The 15,905-nt window shown below is 62.1% G+C and carries 11 protein-coding genes; 4 read left to right on the top strand and 7 right to left on the bottom strand.

Annotated features, from left to right (window positions below):
- Positions 1 to 181: 181 nt before the first annotated feature.
- Together amaA and amaB are read right to left on the bottom strand one after the other, a co-directional pair.
- Entirely contained in the window at positions 182 to 1,465 is a 1,284-nt protein-coding gene (gene amaA, locus J2Y83_RS02160) for an L-pipecolate oxidase (RefSeq protein ID WP_253393154.1), read from the bottom strand.
- A gap of 173 nt (positions 1,466 to 1,638) precedes the next feature.
- Complete coding sequence (amaB, locus tag J2Y83_RS02155) at positions 1,639 to 3,129, bottom strand: L-piperidine-6-carboxylate dehydrogenase (RefSeq protein ID WP_253393153.1); 1,491 nt, start codon at positions 3,127 to 3,129, stop codon at positions 1,639 to 1,641.
- Positions 3,130 to 3,283: 154 nt separating this feature from the next.
- On the opposite strand from amaB, the gene J2Y83_RS02150 reads away from it, so the two are divergent.
- On the top strand, positions 3,284 to 4,174 hold the full coding sequence (locus J2Y83_RS02150) for a LysR family transcriptional regulator (RefSeq protein WP_253393152.1): 891 nt from the start codon (positions 3,284 to 3,286) through the stop codon (positions 4,172 to 4,174).
- A gap of 43 nt (positions 4,175 to 4,217) precedes the next feature.
- On the opposite strand, the gene J2Y83_RS02145 is transcribed toward J2Y83_RS02150, so the two are convergent.
- Positions 4,218 to 5,396, bottom strand: a complete 1,179-nt coding sequence (locus J2Y83_RS02145) for an integrase core domain-containing protein (protein WP_425262813.1) — start codon at positions 5,394 to 5,396, stop codon at positions 4,218 to 4,220.
- 269 nt (positions 5,397 to 5,665) lie between these two features.
- Here J2Y83_RS02145 and pncB point away from each other — a divergent pair, with 269 nt between their 5' ends.
- Both pncB and nadE read left to right on the top strand, forming a co-directional pair.
- Complete coding sequence (gene pncB, locus J2Y83_RS02140) at positions 5,666 to 6,880, top strand: nicotinate phosphoribosyltransferase (protein ID WP_253393151.1); 1,215 nt, start codon at positions 5,666 to 5,668, stop codon at positions 6,878 to 6,880.
- 3 nt (positions 6,881 to 6,883) lie between these two features.
- A complete protein-coding gene (nadE, locus tag J2Y83_RS02135) occupies positions 6,884 to 7,711 on the top strand; it encodes an ammonia-dependent NAD(+) synthetase (protein WP_253393149.1) in 828 nt (275 codons plus the stop codon).
- Positions 7,712 to 7,847: 136 nt separating this feature from the next.
- On the opposite strand, the gene azu is transcribed toward nadE, so the two are convergent.
- The gene (gene azu / locus J2Y83_RS02130) at positions 7,848 to 8,294 is read right to left on the bottom strand and encodes an azurin (protein ID WP_253393147.1); all 447 of its coding nucleotides are present in this window, start codon (positions 8,292 to 8,294) and stop codon (positions 7,848 to 7,850) included.
- A gap of 333 nt (positions 8,295 to 8,627) precedes the next feature.
- On the opposite strand from azu, the gene J2Y83_RS02125 reads away from it, so the two are divergent.
- On the top strand, positions 8,628 to 8,810 hold the full coding sequence (locus tag J2Y83_RS02125; RefSeq protein WP_253393146.1) for a DUF3510 domain-containing protein: 183 nt from the start codon (positions 8,628 to 8,630) through the stop codon (positions 8,808 to 8,810).
- 102 nt (positions 8,811 to 8,912) lie between these two features.
- On the opposite strand, the gene J2Y83_RS02120 is transcribed toward J2Y83_RS02125, so the two are convergent.
- The 3 genes from J2Y83_RS02120 to J2Y83_RS02110 all read right to left on the bottom strand — a co-directional run bounded on the left by J2Y83_RS02120 (position 8,913) and on the right by J2Y83_RS02110 (position 15,754).
- Positions 8,913 to 9,803 carry a transglutaminase family protein gene (locus J2Y83_RS02120; RefSeq protein ID WP_253393144.1) on the bottom strand — a complete coding sequence of 297 codons (891 nt, stop codon included), beginning with the start codon at positions 9,801 to 9,803 and terminating at the stop codon, positions 8,913 to 8,915.
- Entirely contained in the window at positions 9,803 to 12,289 is a 2,487-nt protein-coding gene (locus tag J2Y83_RS02115; protein WP_253393135.1) for a circularly permuted type 2 ATP-grasp protein, read from the bottom strand. Before J2Y83_RS02115 ends, J2Y83_RS02120 begins: the two co-directional genes overlap by 1 nt.
- Before the next feature lie 174 nt (positions 12,290 to 12,463).
- Complete coding sequence (locus J2Y83_RS02110) at positions 12,464 to 15,754, bottom strand: DUF2126 domain-containing protein (RefSeq protein ID WP_253393133.1); 3,291 nt, start codon at positions 15,752 to 15,754, stop codon at positions 12,464 to 12,466.
- Positions 15,755 to 15,905: the final 151 nt, after the last annotated feature.

The raw sequence follows: 15,905 nt of genomic DNA, 5'->3' as shown, positions 1-15,905 counted from the left end.
TCAAAAAAGTACAACCTCCACGGGTCGCACCTGCAACCAGAGCGCTAAACGACACTTCCTACAGCTGTAACCATGCACGTAACGGAACTGCACATTTACAGTGCGTGATTGCTACAACTTGCACCAATACAGATTAGTCGTCGGCGAAGAACATGCCGGCTTCTGAAGGCTATTTCGCTGATCAGATCACGATCCGCAAGCATTGGCCGGCGTGATACAGCGAAAATCCGGCTTCATACAGGCAACTGCGCAGGCCCACCCCGGCCAGCGGTTGCATCGGCGCAAACGGAATCGGCAACGCCTGGGGATTCTGGTGACACAAGTAGTCGGCAAAGGCCTTGCCGACCACGCTGCCGGTGGTCACGCCGCGGCCGTTGTAGCCGGTCACGGCCACCAGGCCGGGCGCGGGTTCGAACAAGCGCATCAGATGGTCCGGCGTGAACGCGATGCAGCCGGTCCAGGTGCATTCCCACTGCACCGATTTGAGGTACGGAAAGTAGTGCTGCTGCACCCGATCGGCCCACGCCTTGAGGAACCATGCCGGTTTCTGGTTGCCGTTGCCCAGGCTGCCGAGCAACAGGCGGCCATCGGCATCGCGGCGGATGCTGCTGAGCACCTGGCGCGTGTCCCACGACCCCTGGCCGCCGGGGAGGATGTGTTTGGCCGCGTCGTCGGTCAGCGGCGCGGAGGCGACCTGGTAGTAATAGCCAGGGAAGAAATTGCGCCGCAGCTCGGTCCATTCGCCTTCGGTGTAGGCATTGGAGGCGATCACCACTTGTGCAGCCTGCACCGCACCGTTCGCGGTCTGCACCGACCAATTCGCACCTTGGCGTTCCAGCCGCGTGACCGGGGAATGGTCGAAAAGCTGCCCGCCCAACCCCACAGCCGCGTTGGCCAGGCCGCTGGTGTAGGCCATCGGATTCAAGGTGCCGGCACGTCTATCCAGCAACGCAGCGGCGATTTTTTTAGTCCCGGTGGCTTGCTCGCAGGCCGCGCCGGTGAGCAACTCAACCGGCGCGCCACGGCGCTGCCATTGTTCTTCACGACTGCGCAAATCCGCCTCGCCCCGGGCGTTGTGCGCCATGTGCAAAGTGCCCTCGCGGCGCAATTGGCAATCGATGTTGTATTTGTCGACCAGGCTGAACACCAGCGACGGCGCCGCGCCCAGCATGCGGTTGAGCTGGCTGCCCACCGCCTCGCCGAAACCGGCTTCGATCTCGTCCGGGGGAATCCACAGCCCGGCGTTGACCAGCCCGACATTGCGCCCCGACCCGCCATGGCCGGTGCGATGGGCTTCGAGCACGGCGACAGTTTTACCCTGTTCCAGCAAGTGAATGGCCGCCGACAAACCGGTAATCCCGGCGCCGATCACGCACACATCCACCTTCACTTCACCCTTGAGCGCGGCGCGATCCGGCCGGCCAGGGGTGAGTTGTTCCCACAAACATGTTTCGCGCAGTGCCATTGCCAGACTCCGATGAGACCTAACAAACATCTATTCCGAACTGTAAATGAGGTCGCATGTGGGAGGGGGCTTGCTCCAGATGGCAGTGGATCAGCTTTACATCTGTTGACTGACACACCGCCATCGGGGGCAAGCCCCCTCCCACATTTTGACCGCACTTCGACTTAAGGTAATCAGTCGAAGGTAATGCCCTGGGCCAGCGGCAGTTCCAGCGAATAGTTCACGGTGTTGGTCTGGCGACGCATATACCCGCGCCACGCATCCGAGCCCGACTCACGCCCGCCGCCCGTTTCTTTCTCTCCGCCAAACGCGCCGCCGATTTCCGCGCCGCTCGGGCCGATGTTGACGTTGGCGATGCCGCAGTCGCTGCCCACCGCCGACATGAACTGCTCGGCTTCGCGCACATCGGTGGTGAAGATGCACGACGACAGGCCTTGCGGCACGGCGTTGTTCAGGCGCAGGGCTTCGGCGAAGTCGCTGTAGCCGACCACGTACAGGATCGGCGCGAAGGTTTCAGTGCAGACCACGTCGCTTTGCTCCGGCATTTCCACAATCGCTGGCGACACGTAGTAGGCATTCGGGAATTTGTCTTCCAACTGGCGCTTGCCGCCGAACACCTTGCCGCCTTCGCTCAGGGCTTGCTCCAGGGCGTCCTGCATGCTGTCGAAGCCGTGCTTGTCGATCAGCGGACCGATCAGGTTGCCTTCCAGCGGGTGGCCGATGCGCACCTTGGAATAGGCGGCCTTGAGGCGGGTGACGATTTCTTCCTTGACCGATTCATGCGCGATCAACCGGCGCAGCGTGGTGCAGCGCTGCCCGGCGGTGCCGACGGCGCTGAACAGGATGGCGCGCACGGCCATGTCCAGGTCGGCGCTTGGGCCGAGAATCATCGCGTTGTTGCCGCCCAGTTCGAGGATGCTGCGGGCAAACCGCGCGGCGACTTTCGGCGCCACTTCACGGCCCATGCGGGTGCTGCCGGTGGCGCTGATCAGCGCGACACGCGGGTCATCCACCAGCGCGGCACCGGCCTCGCGGCCGCCGATGATCACTTGGCTCAGGTATTGCGGCGCGTCGTTGAATTTTTTCAGCACGCGCTCGAACAGCGCCTGGCAGGCCAGGGCGGTGAGCGGGGTCTTTTCCGACGGTTTCCAGATCACGGCGTTGCCGCACACCAGGGCCAGGGTGGTGTTCCACGCCCACACGGCCACCGGGAAGTTGAACGCGCTGATCACGCCGACCACGCCCAGCGGGTGCCAGGTTTCACGCATGTGGTGACCGGGGCGCTCGGAGGCGATGGTCAAGCCATACAACTGGCGCGACAGGCCGACGGCGAAGTCGCAGATGTCGATCATTTCCTGCACTTCACCCAGGCCTTCCTGGGTGATCTTGCCGGCTTCCCAGGAGACCAGCTCGCCCAGGTCGGCCTTGTATTCGCGCAACACGTCGCCGAATTGGCGCACCAGCTCGCCGCGACGCGGGGCCGGCACTTTGCGCCAGGCCTCGAATGCATGCTCGGCACGACTGACCTGTTGCTCCACCTCGGCGGCACCTTCCCAGTTCACACTGCCGATACGGCTGCCATCGATCGGTGAATGCACGGGTTGTTTCCCCGCTTGGTACAGCGCCGGGTTTACCCCGAGACGATCAAGCAATGCGGCGACCATGGGTCACTCCTTCAATCTACAAACAGAAAAATTGCGCCGCAGCCCGCACGGCGATCCAAGTCTTATTTGTAGCTGGCCCAAGACTTGCCAACAAACGACGATTAGGCGAGATATCATTCCGTTTATTCATGCAAAGCATAAAAAGAGGCATGCCGTGCTGAACAAAAGACATTTGCCCTCGATCACCGCCCTGCAGTGTTTCGAAGCCGCCACCCGCCACCTGAGCTTCACCCGCGCCGCCGAGGAGCTGAACCTCACGCAAAGCGCGGTGAGCAAACAGGTGGCGCAGTTGGAAGAACTGCTGCAGCACCTGCTGTTTCGCCGGGTACGCCGACGTTTGCAAATGACCCCTGCGGGCAATTTGTATCTGGTGGAAGTGCGCAAAATCCTCACGCAGGTGGAGATGTCCACCCATTACCTGCGCTCCTACGGCGGCGAGACCGAAGTATTACGCGTGTCCACGCCCTACACCTTCGGCGCCCGCTGGCTGGTGCCGCGCCTCAAGGGCTGGCGCTTGCGTCACCCGCAGATCCACCTGGACCTGTGCAACGAACAGGAACCGGACGAGTTGCTGCAAGGCAAGGCCGATATGGCGTTCTACTTCGGCCAAGGCTCACGCCCCGGCACCGAGAGCCTGAAACTGTTCAGCGAAGAACTGATCCCGGTGTGCGCCCCGGAAAGCCTGCCCGCGCAGCCGTTCACCGACCCCACGCAACTGAGCAACCTGGTGCTGCTGCAAAACGCCTCGCGACCCCAGGGCTGGCACGACTGGTTCGCCGACCAGGGGTTTCACACCGAGCACAGTTATCACGGGCCGCGCTTCGACACCTTTTATATGTGCATTCGTGCAGCGCAGGTGGGCTGTGGCGTGGCGCTGTTGCCGCGGTTCCTGGTGGAGGAGGAACTGGCCGACGGTAAGTTGGTGATCCCCTGGCAGCATGCGATGCCGAGCCAGGATGCGTATTACCTGGCGTACCCCGAGCATTCGGCGGAAGTGCCCAAGGTGCGGGAGTTTGTGAAGTGGATGATGGAGCAGGTTATTTAGTGCCTGGAATACCGCTATCGGGGTGTACGGACGGAGACATCCTTTACAAACGAGACCGGGGACATCCTTTACGTTTCTGGGTGCTGGATAGCCGGCTTGCACCGCTGTCTAGCCTACCCAGTGGATAGTTACATAGGTACATGTCCCACACGTTGTCGTCCACTTCTCGCAGTCCAACGGACTCTCCTACCAGTGACTCACTCAAAAAGATCATCCTGCCCCTCCACTTCATTGACCCGTCTGTTCTGACCTTGCGTACCTCCATATCCGCTCCATATTCGGCAGGAGGTACCCAGCCTGTATAGATCCTTGGCGATTTATCGTACAGATCGTTCGGCACCTTCATGTCTAACGCCTCGTGCGGCCGATCATGATTGAATTCCTGTCGAAATCGTTCAAACGCCAACTGCTGCTGCACCATATTGGCTTCTGGCGTCTTCAGTAACGCGGCCTTGAGTGAGCGATGCATACGCTCATGCCGCCCGTTCTGATCGGGTCGCCCCGGCTGAATACGCTCTGGGTAGATACCCAGTCGTATCCACCAGACGGCCAGACTCGAGAGCCTGCTGAGACCGGTTGAGGCGAAGGGTGAACCGTTGTCAGTCCGGATGACATCAGGCAGACCGTACTCGCGAAAAGCCCAGTCAAAACCCTCGCGGGCCCCAGCCACACTGGGCTGCGCACGACACAACAATATGAATCTGCTGGCCTGATCCGTGAGTGTCAGCGGGTAACAGCGTCGGCCATCCGCCATTAAAAAGTCGCCTTTGAAGTCAGCGGCCCACGTTTGATTGGGGAGATCTGCCGGGCGAAGTTTGACGGGGCCGGTAGGCGGGCGATTGCGCTTGCGCCGCTCTTGAACCAGTCCCGCTCGTTTGAGCCATTCCCCTGCCGTGCTGGGTGCCGGCCAATGACATTCCGGATAGCGATTGGAAAGGACCTTGACCAGCTTTTTGGGGCCCCAGTCATGGTGTTGATGCTTGAGCTCGATTAGAGCAGCAATATGCGCATCGCACGTTTGAAAAGGGCTTGAGAGTGGACGGCGTGAGGCGTCCTTGAGCCCGTCCAGGCCAGCAGTGGCATACCGTTGCAGCCACTTGTCCAAGGTCGGTCGACTAATGCCGTAGCTCAATGCCAGTTGACGTTTTGAATAGGCGCCGGACAGCCAGTCGCCTATCAATCTGACTTTTTGATCCATCGGGGACTCTCGATTCCATGACATGGCCAGTTACCTCCTGGCCATGATTAATACATGTAAACGATGTCTCCGGTTTCAAACGTAAAGGATGTCTCCGGTCTGTACCGGGGCAAGCCCCCTCCCACATTTGAAACGCATTCCAACCTGTGGGAGGGGGCTTGCCCCCGATGAGGCCAGTGGCCTCACTGAAAAAATCACTGGCAAAAACCCACAGGTCTATGCGCCACTACCCCCCTTCCCTAATTGTGCGTAAAGGTCGGCGCCCATCGCCGTCCCGTCTGGAGATTCCCGTTATGAGCGAGAGTGTGTTTGCCGATCGAATCGTGCAGAACCTGCTCGACACCGACTTCTACAAGCTGACCATGATGCAGGCGGTGCTGCACAACTACCCCAATGTGGAAGTTGAATGGGAGTTCCGTTGCCGCAACAGTGAAGACCTGCGCCCGTACCTGGCGGAGATCCGTTACCAGTTCGAGCGCCTCGCCGAGTTGAGCCTGAGCGCGGACCAACTGAGTTTCCTGGAGCGCATCAGCTTCATGAAACCGGATTTTTTGCGTTTCCTCGGCTTGTTCCGCTTCAACCTGCGCTATGTCCACACCGGCATCGAAAACGGCGAGCTGTTTATCCGACTGCGCGGGCCGTGGCTGCATGTGATCCTGTTTGAAGTGCCGATGCTCGCGATCATCAGCGAAGTGCGTAACCGCTATCGCTACCAGTCCGTGACCCTCGAACAGGCCCGCGAGCAGTTGTACCGCAAGTTCGACTGGCTGACCGCGAACGCCAGCAGCGACGAGCTCGCCGAGCTGCAGGTGGCGGACTTCGGCACGCGCCGACGCTTCTCCTACCGCGTGCAGGAAGAAGTGGTGAGCGTGCTCAAGCACGATTTCCCCGGCCGGTTTGTCGGCACCAGCAACGTCCATCTGGCCCGCGAGTTCGATATGAAACCGCTGGGCACCATGGCCCATGAATGGATCATGGCCCACCAGCAACTCGGCCCGCGCCTGATCGACAGCCAGATCGCCGCCCTCGATTGCTGGGTCCGCGAATACCGCGGCCTGCTGGGTATCGCCCTGACCGATTGCATCACCACCGATGCCTTCCTCGGCGACTTCGACTTGTACTTCGCCAAGCTGTTCGACGGCCTGCGCCACGACTCCGGCGACCCGGTGCAATGGGCGGAAAAAGCCATCGCCCACTACCACAAGCTGGGCATCGAGCCGATGAGCAAGACCCTGGTGTTCTCCGACAGCCTGTCGCTGCCCAAGTCCCTGGAAATATTCCGGGCGCTGCGCGGTCGGATCAATGTGAGCTTCGGCATCGGCACCAACCTGACCTGCGATATTCCAGGTGTGGAACCGATGAGCATTGTGCTTAAAATGACGGCCTGCAATGGCCAGCCCGTCGCGAAGATCTCCGATGAAGCGGGCAAGACCCACTGCACCGACCCGAATTTCGTCGCCTATTTGCGACACGTTTTCAAAGTACCTGCCCTTTCCAGCAAGGAGTGAATCATGCAAGCCGTACAGCGTGAGATTGCGCAGCAGCTCAAGGTTCAAGCACCGTTCAAAGACCAGGCCGCCCTTGAGTCCGAAATCGCCCGGCGCGTGACCTTTATCCAGGACTGCCTGCGCAATTCAGGGCTCAAGACATTGGTGTTAGGCATCAGCGGTGGCGTCGACTCCCTGACCGCAGGCCTGCTGGCCCAACGCGCCATGCAGGAACTGCGCTCCAGTACCGGCGACGAAGGCTACCGCTTTATCGCCGTGCGCCTGCCCTACGAAACCCAGTTCGATGAAATCGACGCCCAGGCCTCGGTGGACTTTATCGAACCGGACGAGCGCCACACCGTGAACATCGGCCCGGCGGTGAAATCCCTGGCCAATGAAGTGGCGGCGTTTGAAGGCAAGGCTGCGGTATCGCGTGATTTTGTGCTGGGCAACACCAAGGCGCGCATGCGCATGGTCGCGCAGTACACCATCGCCGGCGCGGCCAGTGGTCTGGTGATCGGCACCGACCATGCGGCGGAAGCGGTGATGGGCTTTTTCACCAAATTCGGCGATGGCGCCTGCGATCTGGCACCGTTGAGCGGGCTGGTGAAGAATCAGGTGCGGGCGATTGCGCGGAACTTTGGGGCGCCGGAGTCGCTGGTGGAGAAGGTCCCGACTGCCGACCTGGAAGACCTCTCGCCGGGCAAGCCGGACGAGGCGTCACATGGCGTGACCTATGCCGAGATTGATGCGTTCCTGCACGGCGAGCCGGTGCGGGAGGAAGCGTTCAGGATCATTTGCGAGACGTATCGCAAGACCGAGCACAAGCGGGTGATGCCGTTTGCGCCGTGAGGTGAACCAGATAGTGTTGTGTTGATTGTGAGGTAGCCATCGGGGGCAAGTCGAATCGTCGCACCGCCCCTCCCACATTTGAAACGCATTCCAACCTGTGGGAGGGGGCTTGCCCCCGATGAACGATAATGCGGTCTTACTTGACGACCACAGTGCCTTTCATCATCGAGATGTGGCCTGGGAACGAGCAGAAGAACGCATAGTCAGTGCCCGCTTTCAGCTTGGACACATCAAAGCTCACCGAATCTTTCTCGCCAGCACCAATCACCTTGGTGTGGGCGATGATGCGCTCGTCGCCTTCTTTCAGGTAGTTCTTGTCGAGGCCAGCAGCCATGCCATCGGTCGCAACCGGTTGCATGTCGGCGGCGCTGGCCAGTACCCAGTTATGACCCATGACGTTTTTCGGCAAGCTGCCGGAGTGAGTCAGCTCGACGGTGAACGTCTTGCAGCTCTTGTCGATCACGATTTCCTTGGTGTTGTAGGACATCTGGTCGGTAGAGTCGACGGTGACCTTGCACTCTGCAGCAAGCAACTGGCCACTTGCCAGAGTCAGCAGGGAAACAGCAACGAGTTTGGCAAACATGTGAATCTCCAAGGCAGGGTTTTAAAAACGCGTATTGCGACAAGCGTGCCTGAGACAGGCAGAAATTCTTATGACCTGAATCAACAAATTGTATACAACTTTAGGCTATCAGACTTATCGACACAATCAACCAACCAAAGTGCCACACCGCGCCTATGATCGGTCCATCACCCACTGGAGTCCGGATCATGCACCTCAATCAACTATTCAGCGGTCTGTTGGCCGCATACGCCTGCGGTAAGTGAAGGCCAAGCGCGCCGCGAAGCTGCTACCATAGCGACCCAAGGCAGCTGCGCGCCGCCCACCCTCACCTTCGACCCTAGAGGATCGCCCATGGCCAAACCTAATTACTCCTTCGCCAAACGTCAAAGAGACTTGGCCAAGGAACAGAAGAAAGAGGAAAAGCTGCAACGCAAGAAAGCTGCTGCAGATGAAGAGGCCGGCGCACTGAACCCGGATGCGGAAGGCGAAGCGGCAACCGACGACACCGAAACACCGAAAGACCCGGCCGAGTAAGCATCACTGTAGGAGCGAGCTGGCTCGCGAAGTGCGTTAACGATAACGCGGGGTGCCTGGTTCAACGCGGCGCCCTCGGTTTTTTCGCGAGCAAGCTCGCTCCTACAAGAGCGGCATCACCGTCACCCGCACTTCCGGGTCATGGCTCCCTCCCCCCAGAATCACCCCGCGCAACGGCGAAACATCGGAGAAGTCCCGGCCCCAGGCCAGGGTGATGTGTTCCAGTGCCGGCTGCACATTGTTGGTCGGATCAAAGTCCACCCAGCCCAGCACCGGGCAATACACCGAAATCCACGCATGGGACGCATCGGCGCCGATCATCCGTGGCTGGCCGGGCGGCGGCTGGGTCAGCAGGTAGCCGCTGATATAGCGCGCCGCCAGGCCCCGTGAGCGCAGGCAGGCGAGCATCAGGTGAGCGAAGTCCTGGCACACGCCGCGTCGGCGCTCGAGCACTTCCACCAGCGGCGTGGCGACTTGGGTGGCTTCGGCATCGAAGGTGAATTCGCCGAAGATTTTTTCCATCAATGCCTGGGCGCCCAACAACAGCGGACGGCCCGGCGGGAAACAGCTTTCGGAGAAATCGACGAAGGTTTTCTTCAAATGCACGTAGGGCGATTCGAAGCGAAAGCGGCAGGCTTCGATCAACGCCGGTGACAGCGGCTGGCTGCTGTAGGTCAGGCTGTCACGGGTCTGGTCCCAGGCCAGCGACTGTTGGAAATCCAGCAGCGGCCGCGCCAGCACTTCCACGGTCAGCCCGGCATTCACCAACAACTCATCATGGGGCCGCTCGAACGCCAGGCGGGTGATCGGGTTGCCGAACACGTCCAGTTCATCGCGGCGCGACGACGGCAACGGGCTGATATCCAACTGCTGCGAGGTGCAACGCTGCCAGGCGCATGGCCGTGGCCACAGATGCGCCAACTGCTGGGCCAGGGACACCGGGCTGTCGTAGTGGTAATGGGTATCGTGAAAAATCTGATAGCGCGCACTCATCACACCGACACCGTTCGCTGACTGACATCATCCACATGGGCAAAATGGCGCAAGGCCAGGCGATCCGACACTTGCCCGCTCTCATCGGCGACCGCTTGCAGCAGGTCGGCCAGGCCGTCCAACGCGGCACGCACGCTGGCCTCGCCAAACAGCGAGTTTTCCAGGCAACCCAGGTCGAACCGCGCAAGACGCTCGACCAAAGGCGCCAGGCCGGTTTCCCGGGGCACACCGAAATCATCGTTGAGGCGACGCAAGGTGCGGCTCACCAGCTTCAACTGGAACAGCACGGCGTGGGGGTTCTGCTCATCCAGCAACAACAGGTCGAGCACCGGAATCAGCTGCGGCACCGCCAGGTAGCGCGAGCGGTAGGTAATGCTGCTGTTGCCCAGTTCCAGCAGCCACTCCAGCCCGGCTTGATCGAACACCGCCACGCCACGCAGGAACGCCGCGAGGCTGCTGCTGAGGAACTGCAGGCGCTCGATGCGCCGGCCCATCATCAGAAAGCGCCAGCCTTCGTCGCGGGTCATGTCGTCCAGGGCAAACCCGGACAGCGCCGCCAAGGACATCACCAGGCGGTTGAGGAAGTCCAGCAACTCGCCAAAGTCCGGGGTTTCGCTTTCCAGCTCAATGGCTTCGCGTTGCAGCTCCACCAGGGCCTGCCAGTTCTCCCGGGACAACTTGCCGCGCACCTGGGACGCGGCCCACTGCAAGCGCTGCAGGTTGGCGCGCAGGCTCGACGGCCAGTCGTCGCCGAGCAAGGCCGCGAGCAGGCGCTCGGGCAGCTCGCCCTCCTCCGGCAGCAGGCGCAGGCTTTCGCCCAGCTCGACCGCCGCCTGCAATGCCAGCGGATCGTCACCGTCGACATAGCGCGCCAACACAATGCGCAGCCAGCGCGCGCTGTCATCGCAGCGCTCGCAATACCGGCCAAACCAAAACAGGTTTTCCACCACCCGCGACGGCAGATAAGGATCGCGGCGCACCAGGTCATGGGCGCCGATCGGCCGTTGCGCGCGCCACTGCTCGCCGCCGGCAGCGCGTTCGCCGAGCACCCAGGTGTCCTTGCTTGCGCCGCCGCGTTGCATCGACACCACTTCGGCATCGGCCTCGGCAGCCACACGGGTCAGGCCGCCGGGCAATACCCGGTAACCGTCGGCGCTGGCCACGGCGTAGACGCGCATGCCGATGGCGCGGTGTTGCAGGTGATCCTCGACGGTGTGCCACACCGGCGCCTGGGACAGCTGCGCCAGCTCCTGGGCGACATACGCGTAAGGCCGTGCGCGCATGCGCTCGGCCAGGGCCTGGCGTTGTTCGTCATCCAGGTCGCGACCGAAGATCGGATTAAAACTCTGCGAAGGGAATGCCGGCTTGATCAGCAGCTCGGGCAGTTTCTCCAGGGCTTCGGCAAGCACCGGCGCTTCGCCGCACCACCACGTTGCAATGGACGGCAGGATCAGTTCTTCGCCAAACAAAAACTCGTTGATCTTCGGCAGAAAGCCCAACAGGCCGGGGGATTCCAGCACACCGCTACCCAGGGCATTGGCCACCAGCACGTTGCCTTGGCGCGCGGCGTCGAGCAGGCCGGGCACGCCGAGGGCCGAGTCGGTGCGCAGTTCGAGGGGGTCGCAGAAATCGTCGTCCAGGCGGCGCATGATCGCGTGTACCCGGCGCAGGCCGCTGAGGGTTTTCAGGAACACCGTGCTGTCGCGCACCGTGAGGTCGCCGCCTTCCACCAGCGGGTAGCCAAGCTGGCGGGCGAGGTACAGGTGTTCGAAATAGCTTTCGTTGAAACGCCCGGGCGTGAGCAGCACGATCAATGGCGGTTGCTCATCGCTGGGCGCCTGGCGTGCCAGGGTTTCCTGCAGGGTGCGGAAGAAACCGGTGAGGTGCTGCACCTGCAGGTCGCGGTATAGATCCGGAAAGGCACGCGACACGATGGTGCGGTTTTCCAGCGCATAACCGGCGCCGGACGGCGCCTGGGTGCGGTCGGCGGTGACCCACCAGCGGCCATCCGGAGTGCGCGCCAAATCGACGGCATACAGGTGCAAAAACGCGCCGTCGGGCGGCTGGATGCCCTGGCACGGCCAGAGGAAGTTGTTATGCCCGAACACCAGTTCGGCCGGCAGCAAGCCTTCCTTGATCAAGCGTTGCGGGCCGTAAAGATCCGCCAGCACCGCGTTGAGCAGCCGCGCACGCTGGGCGATGCCGGCCGACAAGTGCTGCCATTCATCGGCCGCCAGCACGTGGGGCAGCAGGTCCAGTTCCCACGGGCGATCAGCGCCCTTGGGATCGGCGTAGACGTTGTAGGTCACGCCGTTTTCCTGGATCTGCCGGGTCAGCAACGCCTGGCGCTGGGCCAGTTGCGCAGGGGTGCTGCGTTGCAGGTGGTCGAGCAGGCGCTGCCAATGGGCACGCACCGCGCCGCTATCGTCCAGCAGTTCGTGATAAGTGCCCGCGGTCAGCGGGTAACGGTCGAGCAAGTCGGACATGGAACGCTCGGCAGGGGCAAGGGGGCTCAGGTTAACTTAAATTCACCGCTATCCAATGTGGGAGGGGCGGTGCGACGATTCGACTTGCTCCCGATGGCGGTGGGTCAGTCAACTCATGTATCGGCTGATTCATCGCAATCGGGAGCAAGCTCCCTCCCACATTTTGGCTTGCATTCAGTCATTTTTATTGGGGAAGCGTCGCAAATCCAAAGTCATCGGCAATTCGTCATTGATCACGACGGTCGGCACAGGCAGCTTGCCCGGGCTATGCCCCAGGCGGAAAAACCGCGCCATGCGCCGGCTCTCGGCTTCATTGGCGTTCACTGGCAGGCTGTCGTAGTTCCGCCCGCCCGGATGCGCCACATGATACTGGCAACCGCCCAGGGAGCGCTGCATCCAGGTGTCGAGCAGATCGAACACCAACGGCGCATGCACGGCAATGGTCGGTTGCAGACAGTTGGCCGGCTGCCAGGCGCGATACCGCACGCCGGCGACGAACTCGCCGATGCGCCCGGTCGGTTGCAGCGGCACCGGGATACCGTTGCAGGTCAGCAAATAGCGCTGCGGCGGCAGCCCGCTCAATTTCACCTGCAGACGCTCCAGGGACGAATCCACATAGCGCACCGTGCCGCCGACCGCGCCCTCCTCGCCCAGCACATGCCAGGGCTCCAGGGCCTGGCGCAGTTCCAGTTCAATGCCGCTGACGGCGTAGTCGCCGACTTTGGGAAAGCGGAATTCCAGGTGCGCGGCAAACCATTCGGCGCGCAGCGGGTAGCCGGCGGCGTTGAGTTCGACGATCACATCGGCAAAATCCTGCTCGATGAAGTGCGGCAACAGGAAGCGGTCATGCAACTCGGTGCCCCAGCGCGCCAGTTTCGGCGGCGCATACGGCTCGCGCCAGAAGCGTGCCACCAACGCGCGCAGCAGCAATTGCTGGGTCAGGCTCATGCGTGCATGGGGCGGCATTTCAAAGGCGCGCAACTCCAGCAGGCCCAGGCGCCCGGTGGCGCCATCGGGGGAGTAGAGCTTGTCGACGCAAAATTCGGCGCGATGGGTGTTGCCGGTCACGTCGATCAGCAGATTGCGCAACAGCCGGTCGACCAACCACGGCGGGCATTCTTCGCCAGGCGCGGGCATTTGCGCGAAGGCGATTTCCAGCTCATACAGCGCATCGTTACGGGCTTCATCGACCCTGGGCGCCTGGGACGTCGGGCCGATGAACAAGCCGGAAAACAGGTAGGACAACGACGGATGGTTGTGCCAGTAGCTGATCAAGCTGCGCAGCAGATCGGGGCGCCGCAGGAACGGTGAGTCCTTGGGTGTCGCGCCGCCCAGCACGAAGTGGTTACCGCCGCCGGTGCCGGTGTGGCGCCCGTCGATCATGAACTTTTCGGTGGTCAGGCGGGTTTGCCGCGCCTCTTCGTAGAGGAACTCGGTGCGCTCCACCAACTCGTCCCAGGTGGCGGACGGCTGCACGTTGACCTCGATCACACCAGGGTCGGGCGTGACCCGGAAGTTGCTCAGACGGTAATCCGCCGGCGGCTCGTAGCCCTCCAGCAGCACCGGGCAGTGCAGTTCTTCAGCGGTGGCTTCGATGGCGGCCACCAGCTCCAGGTAGTCCTCGACGCGCTCCAGCGGCGGCATGAACAGATACAGGCGGCCTTCGCGCGCTTCGGCGCACAGCGCGGTGCGGGTCAGCCAGTCGGCGGACTCGTCGATCTTCGGCAGGCGTTCGGCGCTCGGCGCCGGTTCGCCATGGCGTTGCAATTGCGCTGTGCTCGGCAGCTCGGGCAAGTCCTGATTGGGGTCGGTCGGATGGACAAACGGGTATTCCGCCGCCGTCACCCAGGGCTGCGAGGCCAGCGGCAGGCGATAACCCAGCGGCGAATCCCCCGGCACCAGTCGGCAGTGATTGTCGCGCAGGTACCAGCGCCCACTCTGCCAGCGGTCATTGGCGGCAGTGCGCGCCAGCGGCAGCACCTGGCCGATGATTTTATCCAGGCCCTGGCTGAACACTTTGCGCAGGCGCTCGCGTTCCAACTCATCGCTCAGGCGCGGGTCGAGGGCGGTGACGTTTTGCGGCAGCGCGCCTTCGCGCCACAGGTAGTAGAAGTTGTCCTCAAAGGCCGGGAATACAAACCGCGCCGGCAGCTTCAGGCGCTCGGCAACGCTGGCCAGGAAACGCCCGGCCAATACGCCATCAGCGCCGTAGTCCTGTTGCTCATCGGCGATCAACGCGCTGTTGTGCCAAATCGGCTCGCCGTCGCGGCGCCAGTAACAATTGAGCGACCAGCGCGGCAGTTGCTCGCCGGGGTACCACTTGCCCTGGCCGAAATGCACCAGACCTTTGGGCGCGTAGTGTTTGCGCATGCGCTGGAACAGCTCGGCCGACAGGCGACGCTTGTCCGGCCCCAGGGCAGCGGTGTTCCACTCGGCGCCGTCGGGGTCGTCGATGGAGACGAAGGTCGGCTCGCCGCCCATGGTCAGGCGCACGTCGTCCGCCAGCAGGTCGCTATCGATCTGCCGACCCAGGGCCTGAATCGCCAGCCATTGTTCTTCGGTGTAGGGCTTGGTCACCCGTGGCGCTTCCCAGATGCGCTCTACCGACATCTCGTGGGTGAATTCGCACTCGCACGGCTCCACCAGGCCACTGATCGGCGCGGCAGACGATGGATCGGGACTACAGGCCAACGGAATATGGCCTTCACCGGCGAACAACCCGGAGGTGGCATCCAGGCCGATCCAGCCGGCGCCGGGCAAATACACTTCGCACCAGGCGTGCAGGTCGGTGAAGTCCACCTCGGTGCCGGACGGGCCATCGAGGGCTTTGACGTCGGCGGTGAGCTGGATCAGATAACCGGAGACAAACCGCGCCGCCAGCCCCAGGTTGCGCAGCAATTGCACCAGCAGCCAAGCCGAATCGCGGCACGAGCCGGAGGCATTTTCCAGGGTGAATTCCGGGGTCTGCACGCCGGGTTCCATGCGGATCAGGTAACCGATATCGGCGGCCAGGCGCTGGTTGAGGCCCACCAGAAAATCCACGGCCGGCAGCGGCGTGCGGTCGATACCCGCCAGGTAAGCGGCGAACTTCGGCGTCAGCGGCAAGGTTTCCAGGTACGGCGCCAACTCGCGCTGCTCGTCGGCGGCGTAGCGGAACGGGATTTTTTCCGCGTAGGGCTCAAGGAAAAAATCGAACGGGTTGAACACCGCCATCTCGGCGACCAGGTCGACTTCGATACGCAGTTCGTCAGTCTTTTCCGGGAACACCAGGCGCGCCAGGTAATTGCCCTGGGGGTCCTGCTGCCAATTGATGAAATGCTGCTCGGGCAGCACTTTCAGTGCGTAGGACAAAATCCGCGTGCGGCTATGGGCCGCCGGGCGCAAACGCACGATCTGTGGGCCGAGTTCGACAGCGCGGTCGTAGCGGTAATGCGTAACGTGGTGCAACGCGACATGAATCGACACGGCGGCCTCCTGCGAGCCAGGGCATGGACACAACGCGCGCAAGACTTATGCCAGAGCGGCGGTCATTGCGCTTTATCGTAAGACCCGGTGCAGTACAGCACCAAAACGGCGCCAACGTTGGTGCGATGGTGCAAGAGCTGCACATATTTGT

Source organism: Pseudomonas marginalis (genome assembly GCF_024169655.1).
GTDB lineage: Bacteria > Pseudomonadota > Gammaproteobacteria > Pseudomonadales > Pseudomonadaceae > Aquipseudomonas > Aquipseudomonas paraveronii.
The sequence above is the reverse complement of the archived record's forward strand: the minus strand, read 5'-3'. Positions and strand labels throughout refer to the sequence as shown.

Excerpts from the sequence above, each read along its gene's own strand:
- pncB (WP_253393151.1), top strand. The coding sequence starts at position 5,666 with ATGAGCGAGAGTGTGTTTGCCGATCGAATCGTGCAGAACCTGCTCGAC.
- azu (WP_253393147.1), bottom strand. The coding sequence starts at position 8,294 with ATGTTTGCCAAACTCGTTGCTGTTTCCCTGCTGACTCTGGCAAGTGGC.
- J2Y83_RS02120 (WP_253393144.1), bottom strand. The coding sequence starts at position 9,803 with ATGAGTGCGCGCTATCAGATTTTTCACGATACCCATTACCACTACGAC.
- amaA (WP_253393154.1), bottom strand. The coding sequence starts at position 1,465 with ATGGCACTGCGCGAAACATGTTTGTGGGAACAACTCACCCCTGGCCGG.
- amaB (WP_253393153.1), bottom strand. The coding sequence starts at position 3,129 with ATGGTCGCCGCATTGCTTGATCGTCTCGGGGTAAACCCGGCGCTGTAC.
- J2Y83_RS02145 (WP_425262813.1), bottom strand. The coding sequence starts at position 5,396 with ATGTCATGGAATCGAGAGTCCCCGATGGATCAAAAAGTCAGATTGATA.
- J2Y83_RS02115 (WP_253393135.1), bottom strand. The coding sequence starts at position 12,289 with ATGTCCGACTTGCTCGACCGTTACCCGCTGACCGCGGGCACTTATCAC.
- nadE (WP_253393149.1), top strand. The coding sequence starts at position 6,884 with ATGCAAGCCGTACAGCGTGAGATTGCGCAGCAGCTCAAGGTTCAAGCA.
- J2Y83_RS02125 (WP_253393146.1), top strand. The coding sequence starts at position 8,628 with ATGGCCAAACCTAATTACTCCTTCGCCAAACGTCAAAGAGACTTGGCC.